Source organism: Paenibacillus sp. IHB B 3084, from assembly GCF_001447315.1.
Classification (GTDB): Bacteria; Bacillota; Bacilli; order Paenibacillales; family Paenibacillaceae; genus Paenibacillus.
On the sequence record NZ_CP013203.1, the window covers coordinates 4315657 to 4332778 of the forward strand.

At 48.8% G+C, this 17122-nt stretch carries 12 protein-coding genes and 4 pseudogenes; 12 read left to right on the top strand and 4 right to left on the bottom strand.

The features are described from left to right. Positions 1-153 precede the first annotated feature (153 nt). Positions 154-504: a prenylated flavin chaperone LpdD gene (locus ASL14_RS20235; protein ID WP_134913217.1), complete on the top strand. Its 351-nt coding sequence runs from the start codon at positions 154-156 to the stop codon at positions 502-504. 17 nt (positions 505-521) lie between these two features. Here ASL14_RS20235 and ASL14_RS20240 read toward each other — a convergent pair whose 3' ends face one another. After that, positions 522-1109, bottom strand: a complete 588-nt coding sequence (locus tag ASL14_RS20240; protein ID WP_134913218.1) for a hypothetical protein — start codon at positions 1107-1109, stop codon at positions 522-524. A 574-nt stretch (positions 1110-1683) separates the two neighbouring features. Here ASL14_RS20240 and ASL14_RS20245 point away from each other — a divergent pair. From ASL14_RS20245 to ASL14_RS28840, 4 genes and pseudogenes are all read left to right on the top strand, one after another. After that, entirely contained in the window at positions 1684-2052 is a 369-nt protein-coding gene (locus ASL14_RS20245; RefSeq protein WP_134913219.1) for a DUF4190 domain-containing protein, read from the top strand. Positions 2053-2144: 92 nt separating this feature from the next. Beyond that, positions 2145-2348 (top strand): hypothetical protein, encoded by a 204-nt coding sequence (locus ASL14_RS20250; protein ID WP_134913220.1) that lies wholly within the window; start codon positions 2145-2147, stop codon positions 2346-2348. 204 nt (positions 2349-2552) lie between these two features. After that, a pseudogene (locus ASL14_RS29645) lies at positions 2553-2849 on the top strand (DUF4179 domain-containing protein); the annotation flags it as partial. Further along, positions 2850-3734, top strand: a complete 885-nt coding sequence (locus tag ASL14_RS28840) for a DUF5643 domain-containing protein (protein WP_442953268.1) — start codon at positions 2850-2852, stop codon at positions 3732-3734. Positions 3735-3920: 186 nt separating this feature from the next. Here ASL14_RS28840 and ASL14_RS20260 read toward each other — a convergent pair whose 3' ends face one another. Together ASL14_RS20260 and fabV are read right to left on the bottom strand one after the other, a co-directional pair. Then, positions 3921-4073, bottom strand: coding sequence for a DUF1540 domain-containing protein (locus ASL14_RS20260; RefSeq protein ID WP_134913222.1), 153 nt, complete (start codon positions 4071-4073; stop codon positions 3921-3923). A 293-nt stretch (positions 4074-4366) separates the two neighbouring features. Further along, the gene (gene fabV, locus ASL14_RS20265; protein ID WP_134913223.1) at positions 4367-5554 is read right to left on the bottom strand and encodes an enoyl-ACP reductase FabV; all 1188 of its coding nucleotides are present in this window, start codon (positions 5552-5554) and stop codon (positions 4367-4369) included. A 189-nt stretch (positions 5555-5743) separates the two neighbouring features. Here fabV and ASL14_RS28260 point away from each other — a divergent pair, with 189 nt between their 5' ends. The 7 genes and pseudogenes from ASL14_RS28260 (at position 5744) to ASL14_RS20290 (ending at position 15400) form a co-directional block, all read left to right on the top strand. Next, positions 5744-6103 (top strand): hypothetical protein, encoded by a 360-nt coding sequence (locus ASL14_RS28260; RefSeq protein ID WP_223264053.1) that lies wholly within the window; start codon positions 5744-5746, stop codon positions 6101-6103. Between the two features lie 26 nt (positions 6104-6129). After that, positions 6130-7197, top strand: coding sequence for a hypothetical protein (locus tag ASL14_RS28265; RefSeq protein ID WP_223264054.1), 1068 nt, complete (start codon positions 6130-6132; stop codon positions 7195-7197). After that, positions 7179-11210 (top strand): WIAG-tail domain, encoded by a 4032-nt coding sequence (locus ASL14_RS20270; RefSeq protein WP_223264055.1) that lies wholly within the window; start codon positions 7179-7181, stop codon positions 11208-11210. The genes ASL14_RS28265 and ASL14_RS20270 overlap by 19 nt, the downstream gene beginning before the upstream one ends. Before the next feature lie 156 nt (positions 11211-11366). Beyond that, positions 11367-11854: pseudogene (locus tag ASL14_RS29335) on the top strand (hypothetical protein). Positions 11855-12023: 169 nt separating this feature from the next. Beyond that, entirely contained in the window at positions 12024-12737 is a 714-nt protein-coding gene (locus ASL14_RS20280; RefSeq protein ID WP_025683506.1) for a response regulator transcription factor, read from the top strand. Positions 12738-12739: 2 nt separating this feature from the next. Beyond that, positions 12740-14118: pseudogene (locus ASL14_RS29340) on the top strand (sensor histidine kinase). Between the two features lie 215 nt (positions 14119-14333). Then, positions 14334-15400, top strand: a pseudogene (locus ASL14_RS20290) (ABC transporter ATP-binding protein). A gap of 135 nt (positions 15401-15535) precedes the next feature. Here ASL14_RS20290 and ASL14_RS20295 read toward each other — a convergent pair. Beyond that, positions 15536-16819, bottom strand: a complete 1284-nt coding sequence (locus ASL14_RS20295) for a pectate lyase family protein (RefSeq protein WP_134913224.1) — start codon at positions 16817-16819, stop codon at positions 15536-15538. Positions 16820-17122 lie beyond the last annotated feature (303 nt).

The window sequence follows — 17122 nt, forward strand, 5'->3', positions numbered from 1 at the left end:
AATAACAACAGAAGACCCACAGCAAGCCACCATTTACGGAGGTCTGCTGTGGGTCATTTTTGAATTGTGGAACAGGTCTGGAAGAGATAGAATGAATAGAAACATATAAAGTGAATCTATTCACAATATTTTTTTAAGGTGGGAGAGAATCGTATGATTCATTTGCAAAAAGAAAGCGGGCGTATCCGCCTTGTGCTGGATGCCTATTTTATGGGAGAGGACATAGTCGTACTTATTTCCGGCGGCGATCAGCCCCATCTGGGAACGATTACAGCAGGCGCCAGACTGGAGCCGATCCAAACCGTTCAATTGCAAGCCCACAAGGAATTTTATATTACCGAAGAAATTGCCGTTCGTTTGCGAAAAGAGTTTGCGGGTAACTTTGCAATTTGCTGCGGGGCGCATATGGACCATGTAACGAAGGACGAAATCCGAATGTTGACGGAAATGGCTATACAATTGGGTAAAGAGCTGATCGATCAACTCAAGCAAAAATGTCTGTAACGATTGTAGCGACCTTTTTAAGAAAACTCCCGAATGAGCAGATTTCGGTATGGATATTTACTGTAAGGATACTTAAAAAGCAACGCAAAGCCATGATCCTCGATTTGTACGGATTTCAGTGCAGTGGATGGAATCAAGCTGCGGATCATCAGAGTAACCGCACGCTGGTCTTTCTGGTTGATGGCTTTGGCTAAAGCAGAAGCAAAGCATCGATTGCGTGCCAATTCGAGATACAGCGGAAAAACGGCTCTGGCGATGGCGCGGTGAACCCTCGGCTCAAATGTAAACTGCACCGTACCGGGTGGAATCGTCGTTCCGTTCGTATAATACAGCATTGGTGGATGGGCCAAAAAGGAGATAAAATAGCCGATACCGTTTGTGCCCAGTCCTTGCTTGGCAGCAAATGGCGCTACCGAGCAGAGGAGGGCCTTCATCCGATCCAAATTGCCATGCACTACAGCACGTGACCATTGGACGGCGAAAGAACGACGGGTGGCAATGGCCTTGTAAAATGGCAGCATGGCAGCGGATATTTTCCTGAGCATGTCAGCATTTAAGCGTTTGTGAGGCGAACCCCTTCTGCGGGATGTTGCACGATATACCATAGCTCCGACCTCCTTGGCAGGATGCTCTCAGGGAGCGCATTTTCAAGTAATAGGTAAAATACTATATGCCCGATCACCTCGAAAAGTGCTTATGTACGTGAGGTGAGTCTCTATAATACAAACTGAAGTTAAAAGTTACCTATCGTGCCACTCCGCAGACGGATGGTGCTCCCATCGCCCCTGCTTGGCTTGTTAATCGTCACGCTTGTTATTGCATTGAACCAAAACAAAAAGAAATAGATCGCCCCGTCGAAAGGTAAACGATCTATTTCCCCGATTGAACCTACTGCTGACCGCTCTTCAAAGCGGCTGCTGCCAAAGAGTGAGGATGTTAGCGCATCCTTGCTATTTTTTATTATGAGCTTCTTGACTACATTTTATATAAAGGCCAATGATCTCGACAATTAAGTACAGACGTATTGCGGTAAAATGTATTGTGAACTTTAATCAGAATTGCATATGGCTTTAAAAGATAAACATCATTTTTTAAAATAAGTACTGTCCTGATTTGTAAGATTGTGGTACCCTAGAACGTATATATTGTTATTTTACATATTGGAGTTGAATCAGACAAATGAGTAATTTATACAAAGACCCCCAATCGTCCGATCCTTTTCAGGAGACGAATGGTTATAACGCCCCATTTAATCCGCCCCCACAGCTTCCGCCTACAAACAGTAAAGCTGTTGCTTCGATGGTGCTCGGTATTCTAGCTGTCGTCATTCCCTATCTGGGGTTCATTATCGGCATCATCGGTATCATTTTGTCCAGTCTTTCCCTGAAGGAAATTAACCGTCATGGCGAACAAGGCAGGGGTATGGCTATTGCCGGATTGGTATGCAGCATTATCGGGACACTGATTTATGCGCTGATCATCATTTTCTTAATCGTTGTTTTTGTTTTAGCAGCCTCAAGTGGCGACAATCCGTTTTCCGACATTTAATGAAATCAGTGAGCTCATACACTTGTACCTTTCACGATGGGGATTCCAGATGCTATGATGAATGGAGTCCAATCAAGGAGAGTGAAAGTCATATGGCACGTACTCAAACACAAAAAGCGCTAAGCAAGGCGAAGCGCGCTGGAAACTACTGCTCTGCACAGAGCCGCAAAACCAATGGTCATTATGGCGAGATATCTCAGCATGTGCGAATGAAGCCAAACAAGCAGGAACAATTACAAAGAGTCAAGCACAAGAAGCGAATCGTTCAGAGCGACGCTTCTTTTTTTTGCCGTTAGCGTCATTTTTTTTGTTTTTTTTATACGTGGATGTCACAAACAGCAACATGGCATTCGTTATACAGGATGGACGGACACATAAGAAGGTGATCCTATGGAACGGTTTAGCCCCGGGGCCGACCAACATATAAAGAATATAGAATCCGTCGTGGAACACGTCAAATCTGGCGATCAACAGGCTTATGCCACTGCGATGAACGCGAAGTGGAAGAACTTTTGATGAATTTAAATTCGGAAGAAAGAAATCTTGTGCTGTTGAAAGCTGTTGAGCAGTACAGCTTTGAGGAGATCGGACAAATTATGGATTGTAAGCCTGCAACCTTGGGAAGCGGCTTTGTGTCTCCGGCTATGGCCGAAACGTTAAAAAACATCCCGTTGATTGGCAGCGTATTCCAATATACCTATGACAACGGACTGCGGACTGCTGGTAAATCAGGGTTAACGACAACGCTACCTCTGAGCGAAACCCAAGATGGGGTGACGTTGCACATCAAAGAGGTAATGTTTGACGGACTTATAGCTCCTACCGGCCCGCCTAAGGAAGCCGTGCTATTCGATACATCAGAGAATAAGGCCTGGAAAGAGGCAGTATTGAAGAAAGCTGAAAAGGGGTATTTGTCGACACCTGACGTCATTATTCAGGGCGAAGAGATTAAGGGTGAGCAACTACTTGTCCTTCTCCGTTATGGAGGAGTTGACCAAGGGAAAGTGGGTCAAGGTAAGCAGCTCCGGGGGACATTTACGGTTGCAAATGGCGAAAAGGAGCTCACCGATAATATGGTTGTTTATGAAATCAGCCGGGGTTTGGCAGAGAAACAGCTTCCAGACGAATTTAATATTACGGTGAAACTTAATGTTAGTGGTATTCGGGCCCCATTTGTATTTCAGGTACCGGTGCAAAATGTATTCAAACATAAAATTTTATTGAGGCCTGAAAAAACACAACGGAGCGGATCGTTCAGCTACACGGTGAAGCAGATCGAGTTGACCCCCGTGACAACCCGCTTAATTATAGACAGTAAGGGCAAAGTGACAAGCACACCGGAGAAGTCAGGTGATTTTAGCCCAAGCAGAATGTACTATGACATTGTGGACCAACGGGGTCACACGTTAAACCTCAATCAAACTTCTTTTCTGGACCAGCATCTGAGTGGTCTTGATTTCCGATTCAGGAATCTGAACGGTTGGCGCGGAATAAAGAGCGAATACCTGAATGAGGAGCTCCTATACGATCCTGTCGTATCCACATCACCCTTTATTATCATCAAGCCGTATACGTATACTTTACAAAAGAAGGATCGGTCCATTGTAGAGGGTCAGGAGGGGTGGATGAAAACGTATTATAAGGACTTGGAAATGACCATTCCTCTGGAGGCTAATCCATGAATGGAGCTTAGCAACCAAACGTTGAGCAGAGAAGTGATTGTATAGAAGCGGATAACGCTTTTCTATAACTTAAGCCGAAAAAGACTTGATAATAATTATCATTCTTGTTAGAATATCATAAGAAAGAAGGAACCCAGACACGGGCTCCTTCATTATAAAGCTATGGTTTGTCTTGAGATCAAAGATTTACTTGGCTTCAAAGGTTTTGCAGTCAGTTTCTTCTGATTTGTGAGTGTGCGCCGGACTGTTGCTTACGATATAAATGGAGCTTGCGCTGCATTTATTGTCTTGAGCCCAGTAAGTACACGAGTTTACTTCACACAAAACGTCTTTTGCCATGTTGTTCATCTCCTTTGATGGATGTAATGGGCTGAGCAAAAAAACTGTCAGGCAAGGTAGGACTTGTCTAACTGTGTTTACCCTCTTGTCGAAAAGAGGGATTTTGCTATGCCTACCTGTACAATATCAAAGGAATCCTTGAATTGCAATGTCTGCTTTTGTTTGCTATGCGAAGCGGACATGTATCTCCTACTATATTAAAACAAAAGCTGTCCTCCCTGTAGAGCCGAATGTCTCTCTGCCGGAGAACAGCTTTTTTGTATTTCCCTTCCTATATAAGGGTACTACAATAATTAGCGAATGGAGGGAATGCTGACGATCGGGTCGATGTCAGCTTCATAATCCACGTCATCGAATTCAAAGCCGAATAGCTGGAAAAATTCGCGGCGATATCCTTCAAGATCGGACAGTTCGTAGATATTGTCTGTCGTCAGCTCGTCCCATATTTTTGCAACCTCTGCCTGTACGTCTTCACGCAGTTCCCAATCATCAATGCGAATACGTCCTTCTTCATCTACTGGAGTTTCCGGAGCATACAGACGCTCGGCAAACAGACGGTAGTTCTGCTCCACGCAGCCTTCATGTAGCCCTTTTTCCTTCATCACTTTATACAAAGCGGAAATATACAGAGGTACGACAGGGATGGCAGAGCTGGATTGGGTAACCAGTCCTTTGGTAACTGCGACGAAGGCGCGTCCGCCTGTGGCTTTTAACTGATCGTTCAGCTCACGTGCTGTCGCTTCCAGATGATCCTTTGCACTTCCGATCGTGCCTTCTCTATAGACGGCTTGGGTAATGTCTGAACCGATATACGAAAAGGAGAAGGTAGTCGCGGAATCAGCCAACACACCGCCCTCACGCAATGCATCGATCCACAATTGCCAGTCCTCGCCGCCCATAACCTCTACAGTTCTCTGCACTTCTTCTTCTGTCGCCGGTTCCAGTGTAACACTGCTCACTTCGCCAGTATGGAAGTTGACGGTCTTGTTGGTGTAGGGTTTGCCGATGGGTTTAAGCACGGAATTAAACGTTTCACCTGTGCGGGGATTCGTGCGACGACCGGAAGCGACACTGTAAACCACCAGATCGACTTGTCCCAGCTCTTCGCGAATGACCTCCACCGTTTTAGCTTTGATTTCATCCGAGAAGGCATCACCTGTCACGCTAAAGGATCGGAGCCCTGCTTCCTGAGCAGCTTTTTCAAATGCAGCAGAATTGTACCAGCCTGCCGATGCTGTCCGTGTGGCCGTAGCGTTACTAGGACGATATACGCCGACCGTATTGGCCCGCGCTCCGAATGCAGCAGTGATGCGGGAAGCCAAGCCATATCCGGCAGATGCCCCGATCACAAGCACATTACGAGGTCCCTGGATAGCAGGACGGGCCTGCACATAGTCAATTTGCTTCTGAACATGTTGGGCACAGCCCACCGGATGAGCAGTGGTGCATATAAAGCCGCGTGTTCTTGGTTTGATAATCATGTTATTGTAATTCCTCTCTTCTTCTAGCGATCTTCACCCTTACTATTTTAACTTTTAACTATATTTTTTCAAACGTGGATTTCAGGTGAGTATTCTTTCACTAAAAAGTGTATCGCTTAGCAGGGTGGCAAGTGCCCAAGGGCCTGCATATGATGCTGTAACGATAAATATGAGAAGGGAGAGAGCTGCTTGAAGAACAAGAGCCGAAAAACCACCAGAAACAAAAAGCCGCTCTATCGTGTAATTGACCCGGATATGAATGAATTAAGTATGATACAGCGCTTGAAGCCACAGCCTGCGGAGAGGGAGACAGAAGCAAGACTTCATCAAGTTGCTTCTCCGCCTCCCCCAATAGCAGAGGAGCCGGAGCTACAGACAGTTGTCGAGCCTGAAGTCCATATCGAGTACGGGACTGAGGTTGAAGATGAGGTTGAAGATGAGGTTGAAGAAGAGCCTGAGGTTTTGATGGAGGAACCAAAAGAGCCTGAGCCACTGCCTGATCCGATTGACGTCGAGGAAATTTTGAATAATAAAAAGCGCCGCATGTAAATAATGCTTTCATTTATACAGACGATTTGAGCGATCTGGCTGTAACTGGGGAGAAGATTGCTCCCGGCTCCATAGATTCCAGTAAGCTGAAGCCAGAGAGCATCCAAACGGAATACCTGGCAGATTATGCCGTTCATACGATTAAAATAGCCGACGGTGCAGTGACTTCTTCCAAGATTGCCCCGAATTCCATTACGGTGGAGCATCTGTCGGACGCATCGGTGGCAGGCAGCAAATTGCAGGATCGTTCCATTGGTGGTGAAAAACTTCGTGATGGCAGCATCACTCCAGAAAAGCTGGCTGATAAGATTATCAGCGGCGATCATATTGCGAATGGCTCCATTGAGAGCCGTCACTTCAAGCAATGGATTGTATCTCCAGACATGCTTCAAGATCAGGCGGTCACCTCCGATAAAATTCGCAGCGGTACGATTCAATCTAACAATTTGGCTAATGAGGCCGTCGACAGCTCCAAGCTTGGAGACCAGTCTGTCACCACTTCTAAACTGCGGGATGGGGCTGTGGATGGTTCTAAAATACAGGCTGGCAGCATTGAGAGCGCACACCTGACCGAGCATGCCGTTAATTCCCGGCATCTGGCCCCTGGTTCGATTAACCGCAAGCAGCTATCCAACGGAATTGTGGGCAAGGAACAATTGGAGGAAGGAGTTGTCAGCGGGCGTCATCTGGAGCCTGAGGCGGTCACCAGTGCGCATATTCAGGCCGGAGCGATTGAAAGAAAGCATCTGAGTCCTGGCTCCATCGGGGAAGAGCAGCTTGGAACAGGCCAAGTGACAGCCCGCCATCTGGCGGATCGGAGCATTCAGTCCAATAAACTGGCGGATCAGTCTGTAGGCTCGTTGCAAATTGTCGATCAATCCGTCACTTCATCCAAATATCGGATCAGAGCATTTTACCACACAAAATTGCCGATGAGGCGGTACTTACCAGACATATTGCTACAGCAGCCATACAAAGCCCTCAGATTTCCCCAGAGGCAGTCTCTTCCTTACATCTTCAGTCCGAAGTCATTCGGAAGGATCATATTGCATCGGAGGCGGTTACGGAGCGGCATTTGCAATCCGGGGCTGTGACGAGCGAGAAATTAGGGAAGGGCGCAGTTCTGGATCACCATGTGGCGAATCAGGCTGTCAAGGAAAATCACATTGCTTCGAACGCTATTAAGTCTGACAAAATCGCTGACGAAGCAGTTACGGAAACCAAAATTGCCGCAGGAGCGGTAACTGGAAATAAAATTGCGCCTCAAGAAATTGCAGAGGTACACATTGCACCCAGGGCTATTCGCGAAAACCATCTGGCGGATAACAGTGTGGGTGGAAAGGCATTGCAGTCTCAATCCGTCAGCTCGGCACATTTAGCCTCCAGCTCTGTGCTGAGCGAACATATCGGGAACGGCAGCGTAGGAACCTCGGCCTTGCAAGGGCAGTCTGTTACCGCAGACATATTGGGTGAAGGCGCAGTTCAAACAGGGCATCTGGCGAGTGGAGCGGTATACTCCCATCATTTGCAGGATCATGCCGTCACTTCGCTGAAACTGTCGCCGGAGAGTGTGGCTACGGATAAAATTAACGATTTGGCGATTACAGCGCCTAAATTGGCAGAGGGAAGCGTAACTTCCTCCAAGCTGTCCGCACGCTCCGTGCAGCCATGGCACATTACGGATAAAGCAGTACAGAGCAATCATCTGGCTGTTGAAGCGGTGGAAGCGAATCATCTCGCTCCTGAATCCGTCACCTCCAACCATTTGCAATCTGCATCGGTCCTGACCAAGCATCTGGCCCCGGATAGCGTATCCGGTCATGTACTTCAGGCGGAAAGCGTCACCTCGGAGAAGTTGGCGGCTCGGGCTGTGCAAGCACCCAATCTGGCGGAAAGCAGTGTCGGCCCTGCACATTTGGCTGCGCAAGCGGTACACACCCGGCATTTGGCAGCTGGATCGGTACAGGAAACTGCGTTGGGCCAGAACGCTGTAAAGTCTACACATCTTGCGCCCGAATCTATCCAATCGGAGCACTTGCAAAACGGAGTCATTCAAGGAGAGCACATTGCATTGCAGGCTGTGGCTACCCCGGCCTTACAGGATGAAGCGGTCACCTCTGCCAAACTGTCAGAGGGAAGCGTAACTTCTACCAAGCTGTCTGCCCATGCGGTGCAGTCCGGTCATATTACGGACGAAGCTGTACAAAGCAACCATTTGGCTGTGGCGGCTGTGGATTCGGCACATATGGCTGCCGGAGCGGTCACCTCGGTGCATCTCCAGGCTTCCTCGGTGCTCACGAGACATTTGGCCCCGGATAGTGTGTCTGGTCGTGCGCTTCAAGCGGAAAGCATCACCTCGGAAAAGCTGGCGGCGCGCTCGGTACAAGGAATGAACCTCGCGGAAGGTAGCGTCGGTCCTCCGCATCTGTCTGCGCAGGCAGTACACACCCGGCATCTGGCAGCTGGAGCGGTACAGGATAGAGTGCTGGCAGAGGGGGCAGTGAAGTCGGTGCACATCGCATCGGAGTCCATCCAGCCGCACCATCTGCACGTCGGAACGATTCAGGGCGTGCATATCGCATCACAGGCGATATCAACCCAAGCCTTGCAGGATGAGTCGGTTACGTCCGACAAACTGGCGGATGAGAGCGTGACGGCCGCCAAGCTGTCTGCCCAATCGGTACAGCCGTGGCATATTACGGACGAAGCTATACAAGGAAACCATCTGGCAGAAGAGGCTATCCAGTCTGGACATTTGGCCCCGGAAGCCATCACCTCTGCCCATTTGCAGGCTTCGGCGGTGCTCACGAGCCATCTGGCCCCGGATAGTGTATCCAGTCGTGCGCTTCAAGCGGAAAGCATCACCTCGGAAAAGCTGGCAGCACGCTCGGTGCAAGGAATGAATCTTGCGGAAGGCAGCGTCGGGCCTTCACATCTGTCTGCACAGGCGGTACACACCCGGCATCTGGCAGCCGGAGCGGTACAGGACAGAGCGCTGGCAGAGGGGGCAGTGAAGTCCGTGCACATCGCACCGGAGTCCATCCAGCCGCACCATCTGCAAATTGAAACCATTCAGGGCGTGCATATCGCATCACAGGCGATATCGACCGATGTTTTGCAGGATGAGTCGGTTACGTCCGACAAACTGGCGGATGAGAGCGTGACGGCCGCCAAGCTGTCTGCCCACTCGGTCCAGCCTTGGCACATTACGGACGAAGCTGTGCAAGGAAACCATCTGGCAGCTGGAGCGGTACAGGATAGAGCGCTGGCAGAGGGGGCAGTGAAGTCGGTGCACATCGCACCGGAGTCCATCCAGCCGCACCATCTGCACATCGGAACGATTCAGGGTGTGCATATCGCATCACAGGCGATATCAACCGATGCCTTGCAGGATGAGTCGGTTACGTCCGACAAACTGGCGGATGAGAGCGTGACAGCCGCCAAGCTGTCTGCCCACTCGGTCCAGCCTTGGCACATTACGGACGAAGCTGTGCAAGGAAACCATCTGGCAGAAGAAGCGATCCAATCAAGCCATTTGGCCCCGGAAGCCGTCACCTCTGCCCATTTGCAGGCTTCAGCGGTGCTTACGAGCCACCTGGCCCCGGATAGCGTATCCAGTCGTGCGCTTCAAGCGGAAAGCATCACCTCGGAAAAGCTGGCGGCGCGCTCGGTGCAAGGAATGAATCTCGCGGAAGGCAGCGTCGGTCCTCTGCATCTGTCTGCACAGGCGGTACACACCCGGCATCTGGCAGCCGGAGCGGTACAGGACAGAGCGCTGGCAGAGGGGGCAGTGAAGTCCGTGCACATCGCACCGGAGTCCATCCAGCCGCACCATCTGCAAATTGAAACCATTCAGGGCGTGCATATCGCATCGCAGGCGATATCGACCGAAGTTTTGCAGGATGAGTCGGTTACGTCCGACAAACTGGCAGATGAGAGCGTGACGGCCGCCAAGCTGTCCGCTCACTCGGTACAGCCGTGGCACATTACGGACGAAGCTGTGCAAGCCAATCATTTGGCAGAAGAGTCCATCCAGTCGAGTCATTTGGCCCCGGAAGCCGTTACCTCTGCCCATTTGCAGGCTTCAGCGGTGATGACCCGACATATTGCACCGGGTAGTGTATCGGTTCACGCGCTTCAGGCGGGGAGCGTGAACGCTGAGAAGCTTGCACTTCGGGCGGTGCGTGCTTCGAACCTGGCAGAAGCCAGCGTAAGCTCCGTACATCTGACGGAACAAGCGGTACACCCCCTACATCTGGCCGATGGGTCGGTACAGGAAGCGGCGCTGGCAGAAGGTGCGGTGCAATCAAGGCATATCGCGCTGGATTCCGTCCAGTCGGAGCATCTGCAAGCAGGTGCCATCCAGCAGCAGCATATAGGCTGGCAGGTGGTGTCGGAAGATGCATTGCAGGAAGAAGCGGTTACGTCCGGCAAGCTCTCGGATGGAGCCGTACAGTCCCGGCATGTGGCTGAAGAGGCGGTTGAAGGCCGTCACATCGGAGCGGAAGTGATTGACACGCATCACCTGAAGCCGGGCGTGGTGACGATGGCTCAGTTGTCTACAGATATTCATCTGTCGGGACTTTTGCCGGAGGAAGGCGTCAGTGGTGACAGACTTCAGGCGGAGAGTGTATCCCGCCGTCATCTGCAAGTTCAGGCTGTCGACAGTGAAGTACTGAGCCCCGAAGCCGTGGGACCAGAGCATTTACAAGCCGCTGCAATACAAAGCCATCACTTGGCAGAGCGAAGCATCGAAGGGCATCATCTGGCGGAAGGCTCCGTAGGCTCACGTGAGCTGGAGCTGAACGCAGTGAAGCCGGAGCATTTGAGCATCACCCCGGTTCGTACCTGTGCCAATCAGTCCGCATTGCAGCAGTTCGGCAGAGCGCCGTTTCTTTTGAAGGGTAGCGAAGGAGAGACGGAAGTGACCATTATATTCTCAGAGCCTTTTATGAACCCGGACTATACGCTGGTAGCGATGACGAACCATCCTCTCTTTCATGCGACACTGAAATCGCAAACACCGGATGGGGCAGTAATCGTAGTAACCAAGTGGAATGAAACCGCGCATAACTACGGTATTGTTTCCTGGATTGCCATCGGTTAGTGAATATAATTGGGTAAAACTTATAGTGTGCAGACTCACGTATTTTCTGAATACGGGGCTGCACGCTTTTTCATATACTTTTCACACATTTGTTCCACAATTATCCCGAATTCTCCTGATAAGCTAAAGATACTTTAAAGGAGAGGTGATACAATCATGAAAAAATGGACTAAAAATGCAGCAGCCGTATTGACGGTAGTAAGCGTATTGGGAGGAGCAAGCAGCGCATTCGCCGCTACAGCAACTCCAACCACAACTGCACCAGCAACGAAAGCCCCAGCGGTTACAACCCCGGCTACTAAAGCACCTGCGACAAAAACACCAGTGGTGAAAGCACCTGTTAAAAAAGCTGCAACAGCTCATAAATCAACAACAAAAGCGAAAAAAGCTCCAGTCAAAAAGCGGTTGCTAAAAAAGTAGCCCACAAAGCAAAAGCAGTAAAAGCGAAGCATCGTACCGTTAAACATCATGTGAAAAAACATCATGCCGTAAAAACAAAAGCAACTGCTCACAAAACTGCTGCACATCATGTTGTAGCTAAAAAAGTGGCTCCTAAAGCTCCTGTTAAAAAAGGTGCTCCAGCAAAAACAGCAGTGAAAACCGCTCCAAAAGCAGCAGCTAAAACAGTAACAACCAAGAAATAAGGTTGGAGAGCAATTCGCTTCCAGCTCGCCTGGCATATACAGCAGCGATTTATGATAAGAAAAGACGGGACCGGGAACGGTATACCCGTCTTTTGTCTATTTTGCTGGGCTTCTGTTAAGCTTATAGAGAGGGTACAATCATCCAGAACAACGGCAAGGGGTTAAGGCCATGACGAAAATAGTAGTCGTAGATGACGACGTGTTCATTTTGCAATTAATATCTGAATATTTGAAAAAGGAATCCTACGAGGTGACTTCCTTTTCCAGTGGCAAAACACTGGTAGAGCATATCCGTTCCGACCGTCCGGATTGCCTCGTTCTCGATATCATGATGCCCGGAGTTGACGGGCTTTCCCTGCTGACTCAGCTGCGCGAATTTACAGAAATGCCGATTATCATGATCTCCGCTCGTGGGGAAGAAAGTGACCGTATTCACGGGCTGGAGCTGGGATGCAGCGATTTTTTAACCAAACCGTTCAATCCTCGGGAGCTGGTTGGCAGAGTCAAAGCGATGCTGCGGCTGACCAAGGCCGGAACCTCTGCACCGGACGATAAGGAGGCGGTAGAGACAGACGGAGATGTATGTCGTGCGGGCAATCTGTGTATTTTCGCTGAATTCCGTAAGGTTACGGTGGACGGTCAAGAGGTGAATCTGACCTCACGTGAATTTGATCTGCTGCTGTTTCTTTCAAATCATCTGGAAAGACCTTTTGGCAGAGAGCATCTGATTCAGCAGGTGTGGAGCTATGATTTTATCGGTGATGTGAGAGTTGTAGATGATCTGGTCAAACGTATTCGCAAAAAACTGGCGGAATATCACTCCACGCTTGTCATTAACACTGTATGGGGGTTCGGGTATAAAGCAACGGTACAGGAGCTGTAGCCATGCGTACGATGAGAGCTAAAATATTGCTGTCCCTGTCCCTCGCGATGCTCATTACCGTCTGTATAACGCTGTTCCTGTTCATCAGGCTCATCGACGACATTCTCGTCAATCAGGCCAAATCCAAGCTTCATGATCAAGCACGTAAAGCGGTCCATATTATGAGCGACGGGGGCTTTGACCGACTGGACAGCGCTGAGTTTAACTATGTCATCAAAGGTGTGCTTTTGTCTGCCGATTACTTTATTTTAAGCACGGATAACCGCGTCGTCGATTCCAGCGTCTCCGGAATGGAGGGCAAGAAGATAGAACAATTACTGTTGATCCGGCAGGGATTTTTTGCATCGGTTCATCCGTCTTCTCGCGATCTGGCCTCTACACACGAAGGGGTGGCCGTGCTCCAAGGTAAAAAGATACTGTTTACAAATGAAGAACTGCCCGGGCAGCCTTTTCGCATATTTGTATATTCTCCGTTGTCTTCTTTAAGAGCACTATATGTGCCGTTAATGAGAACCACGCTGCTATCTATTGTGGCGAGCTTTCTTGTCATTCTCGTCATTGGACTGATGGTCGTTTCACGCTTGGTGCGTCCGCTCAAACGATTGAAGGAGGCCGTAGGCAACTATGAGCCGAATCAACCGCAGGACAGTGATTTCCACAAGCGGATAAAAGTGAGATTGGCGAGCTGATCGGTACTTTTCATTCGATGTCCACCCGTATCCAGCAGCATCACCACGGTCAAATTGAATTTTTGCAAAATGTATCTCACGAGCTAAAGACACCGTTAATGTCCATTCAGGGCTACGTATACGCCATTCAGGATCAGGTGGTCTCCCAGGACGAAGGGCTGAGTATTATCAAAGTACAGTCACAGCGGTTGATTGACATGGTGGAAAAGCTGCTTCAGCTATCGAGGCTGGAGGCGCTGGATGAAGAATGGCCTGTCTCGCTCATTGATCTGAAAAGCATGGCAGAGGACGCCATTCATTTGCTGATGCCAGTGGCTGCTGAACGTTCTGTCTCGCTTCGAGTGGAAGGCGAGGGACTGCATGTGGCTGTTCCGGCTGAACAGTTATTCCGCATGATGCTGAATTTGTTGCAAAATGCGGTTCGACATACCTCTACCGAGGTTGTTATCCATTTGGAGGCGGGAACGACCCCGGAGGTCGTATGGGTAATCCATGTGGATGACGACGGAGAAGGATTGACTGAAGAAGAGGCGGCAGAGGTATTTGGACGATTCTATACGGGCTCGAACGGCGTCACAGGTCTGGGATTGGCTATTTGCCGTCAAATTGCCTCCCGGCTGAACGGGGAACTGATCTGCACGCGTTCACCCTTGGGTGGAGCGAGGTTCAGCTATATTCAACGCATGTTATAAATGAGTGCAAGAAATGGTTAAAAATGATCGTTTTTCTGGATAAACATCCCGTGAATGTAACACGATATGACAGGTTTTAGGTATTATTGCAGATATAGCTTGACTGGCGGGTACTAAACTGAGTAAAATTAATCGTATATACCTTGACTCTTGAACGTCGTTTTTTTAGATAGTGGTCAATAATAGTGGTTAATAATAAATGAAAGAGTGATGAGATGAACCGCCTTTTGGAAGTGAAGGACTTAACGATATCTTTCAAGACCCGCCAGGGACTAGTGCAGGCCATTCGTGGCGTAAACTTTCATGTCAATAAAGGAGAGACGCTGGCGATCGTGGGCGAATCCGGCTCAGGCAAAAGTGTAACCTCACAGGCTGTGATGAAGCTGATTCCGACCCCTCCCGGTATTTATCAGAAGGGCCAAATTATGTTTGACGGACAAGAGCTGATTCATAAAACGGAAAAGCAGATGCAGAAAATTCGTGGTAAGGAAATCGGTCTGATTTCTCAGGACCCGATGACCTCGCTTAACCCGACGATGAAAGTCGGCAAGCAGATCACGGAAGTGCTTTTCAAGCATGAAAAATTTCCAAGGATGCTGCTCACAAACGTGGTATTGAGCTGCTTAATCTGGTAGGTATTCCGCATCCTGAGCAGCGTTTTAACCAATATCCGCATGAATTCAGTGGCGGTATGCGTCAACGTGTCGTTATCGCGATGGCGCTGGCTGCCAATCCGAAGCTCCTGATTGCCGATGAGCCGACAACTGCGCTGGACGTAACGATTCAAGCTCAAATTTTGGAGCTGATGAAGGATCTTCAAAAGAAAATTGATACGTCCATCATCTTTATTACCCATGACCTCGGTGTAGTAGCGAAGATGGCAGATCGGGTTGCGGTTATGTATGCCGGACAAATTGTGGAAACAGGTACGGTTAACGAGATTTTCTATAACCCGAAACATCCATATACATGGGGGCTTCTCGCTTCTATGCCAAGTTTGGACAGCCACGGCCAGAAGCTGGCGGCTATTCCGGGTACACCTCCTGATTTGCTTCATCCGCCTGTAGGGGATGCTTTTGCAGCCCGCAGTGCTTATGCGATGAAGATCGATTTTGAAAAAGAGCCTCCGCTCTTTCAATTATCCGACACGCACTTTGTGAAATCATGGTTGCTGCATCCGGATGCACCTGCGGTTGAGCCACCGGCAGCGGTAAAGGCCAAGATTCGCAAGCTGGATAATGAATTTGAAAAGCCGGTTCTGGTGGAACAATACGGCGGTTAATGTGTGATATAAAATGATTAGAAAATGAAGAAGGGCTGTTCTCTCCGTGGAAGAATCTACGGTGGGAACAGCCTTTTTGGTGTGAAACCGCAGGTTGTGAAAGCCTGTGGTTGTTTGTGTTAGCGGGGCAGTTTTTTACAGCTTGCCGGAACCGGCTTGGGAAGTGACTTCTGCCTTCACGCTGGCGGATGGGGAAATCTTATCGTTCAGCGATGGTTTCCAGCCTACAGAAGAGCTAAGACCCGCACTGGAGCCTGCATTTACGGCTTGTCCATTCAGGAGAGTGCCTGTGTCGGACAGGGCGGTGCCTCCAAAAACAGTTACGATTTTAGCTGCAGATAAACCGGCAACGTCAATGACATTGTTTTCGGCAAAGATTTTGGAGGATTTACCTGCGCCCCATATATACAGCGAAGGATATTCGGAGCGTTTTACATCACCTGTATAGTAATTGTTGTACAGATGTACTTGTCCATACCGCACGCGTGGTGTGCGTTGTACTGTGTTTTCATAATAATTGTGATGCAGGGTTACACGTAAAGCCCCTTCATCTGCTGTTTTGCTGTCGCTGTTGCCAATAATCGACGTTTTATCATGATCGTAAAAGTGATTGTAAGAAGCAGTAACCAGATCACCTTGGTTAATCACATCGAGAAGTCCATCATGATGCTGGTATTCTTGACCGTAAAAGGTGCCGTTTCCGCTATCGGGGTGAGACCCATCATTGAAGGTATTGTGGTCTACCCATACATGTGTGGCGCCATTAATTGTAATGGTGTCATATTCCGAATTCCAGTTGCCTGTACTACCGTCAGTTGGGTCCCACTGAGGGAAATAATCGTAGGCATCCTGGAATTCAATATTACGGATAATAACGTTGTCTGTCCCTTTTTTCAGTTGGAAGTTTGCGCCGTTAATGACGGCATCGCTACCCAGACCAACAATCGTTGTATTGGACGGAATATCAATGACGACACGACTGGCCTGATTTTTTTGTGAGGCCTCACGTGCCTTTTCCAATGTGCCAGACGGAAGCTTTTTACCCCACTTAGATGGATCATATGCTTTGAGGTATGCATCAAAATCATATTTAGGGTCCTTGTAATCATTCAATCCTAACGGCTTGTTATTGTCATCGACATTGGCATTGATCGTGCCTTTGACATAAATGATTTTAGGAGTTGTATTACTGCTTTTACCTAAGGCATCCACAAGTTGTTTGCGATTTGTTACAGTGAAAATATTGGAAGCTGTGGCTGCAGATCCGCCTGTCGTGCCTGTAGAAAAGGCTGCCCATCCGTTCTTGCTGCCGAGCACCTCCTTACCAATATCGCCTGCCGCATGAGCGGGAGTGCCAACAGGAGCAAGGGTAGTGAACAGCAGAGCTGCTGCAATGCCGAGTGAAAATCTCTTTTTCATAAAGTTACCTCCGTATATGGGGTTAGTGGAGTAGATAAACGAAGGGAGTCCCGGGTGCTCCTGTGGTTTCTACATTTTCTATCATACTTCGTGTTCCAGTATTTGTTAATATAATAAAAGTTACATACTAAAATATTTGTCGAAAATTTTACATAACACAATGTACCCCTACTTTTTTCCATTCATAGCGAAGTTATACTAATGAAAACGTTAACAATCACATGGAATGGGAATTGTATATATGAATATATGGAATTGTTTTTGTATTTTTTACTCGAAAAATCATTATTTTCCGTATTCGGA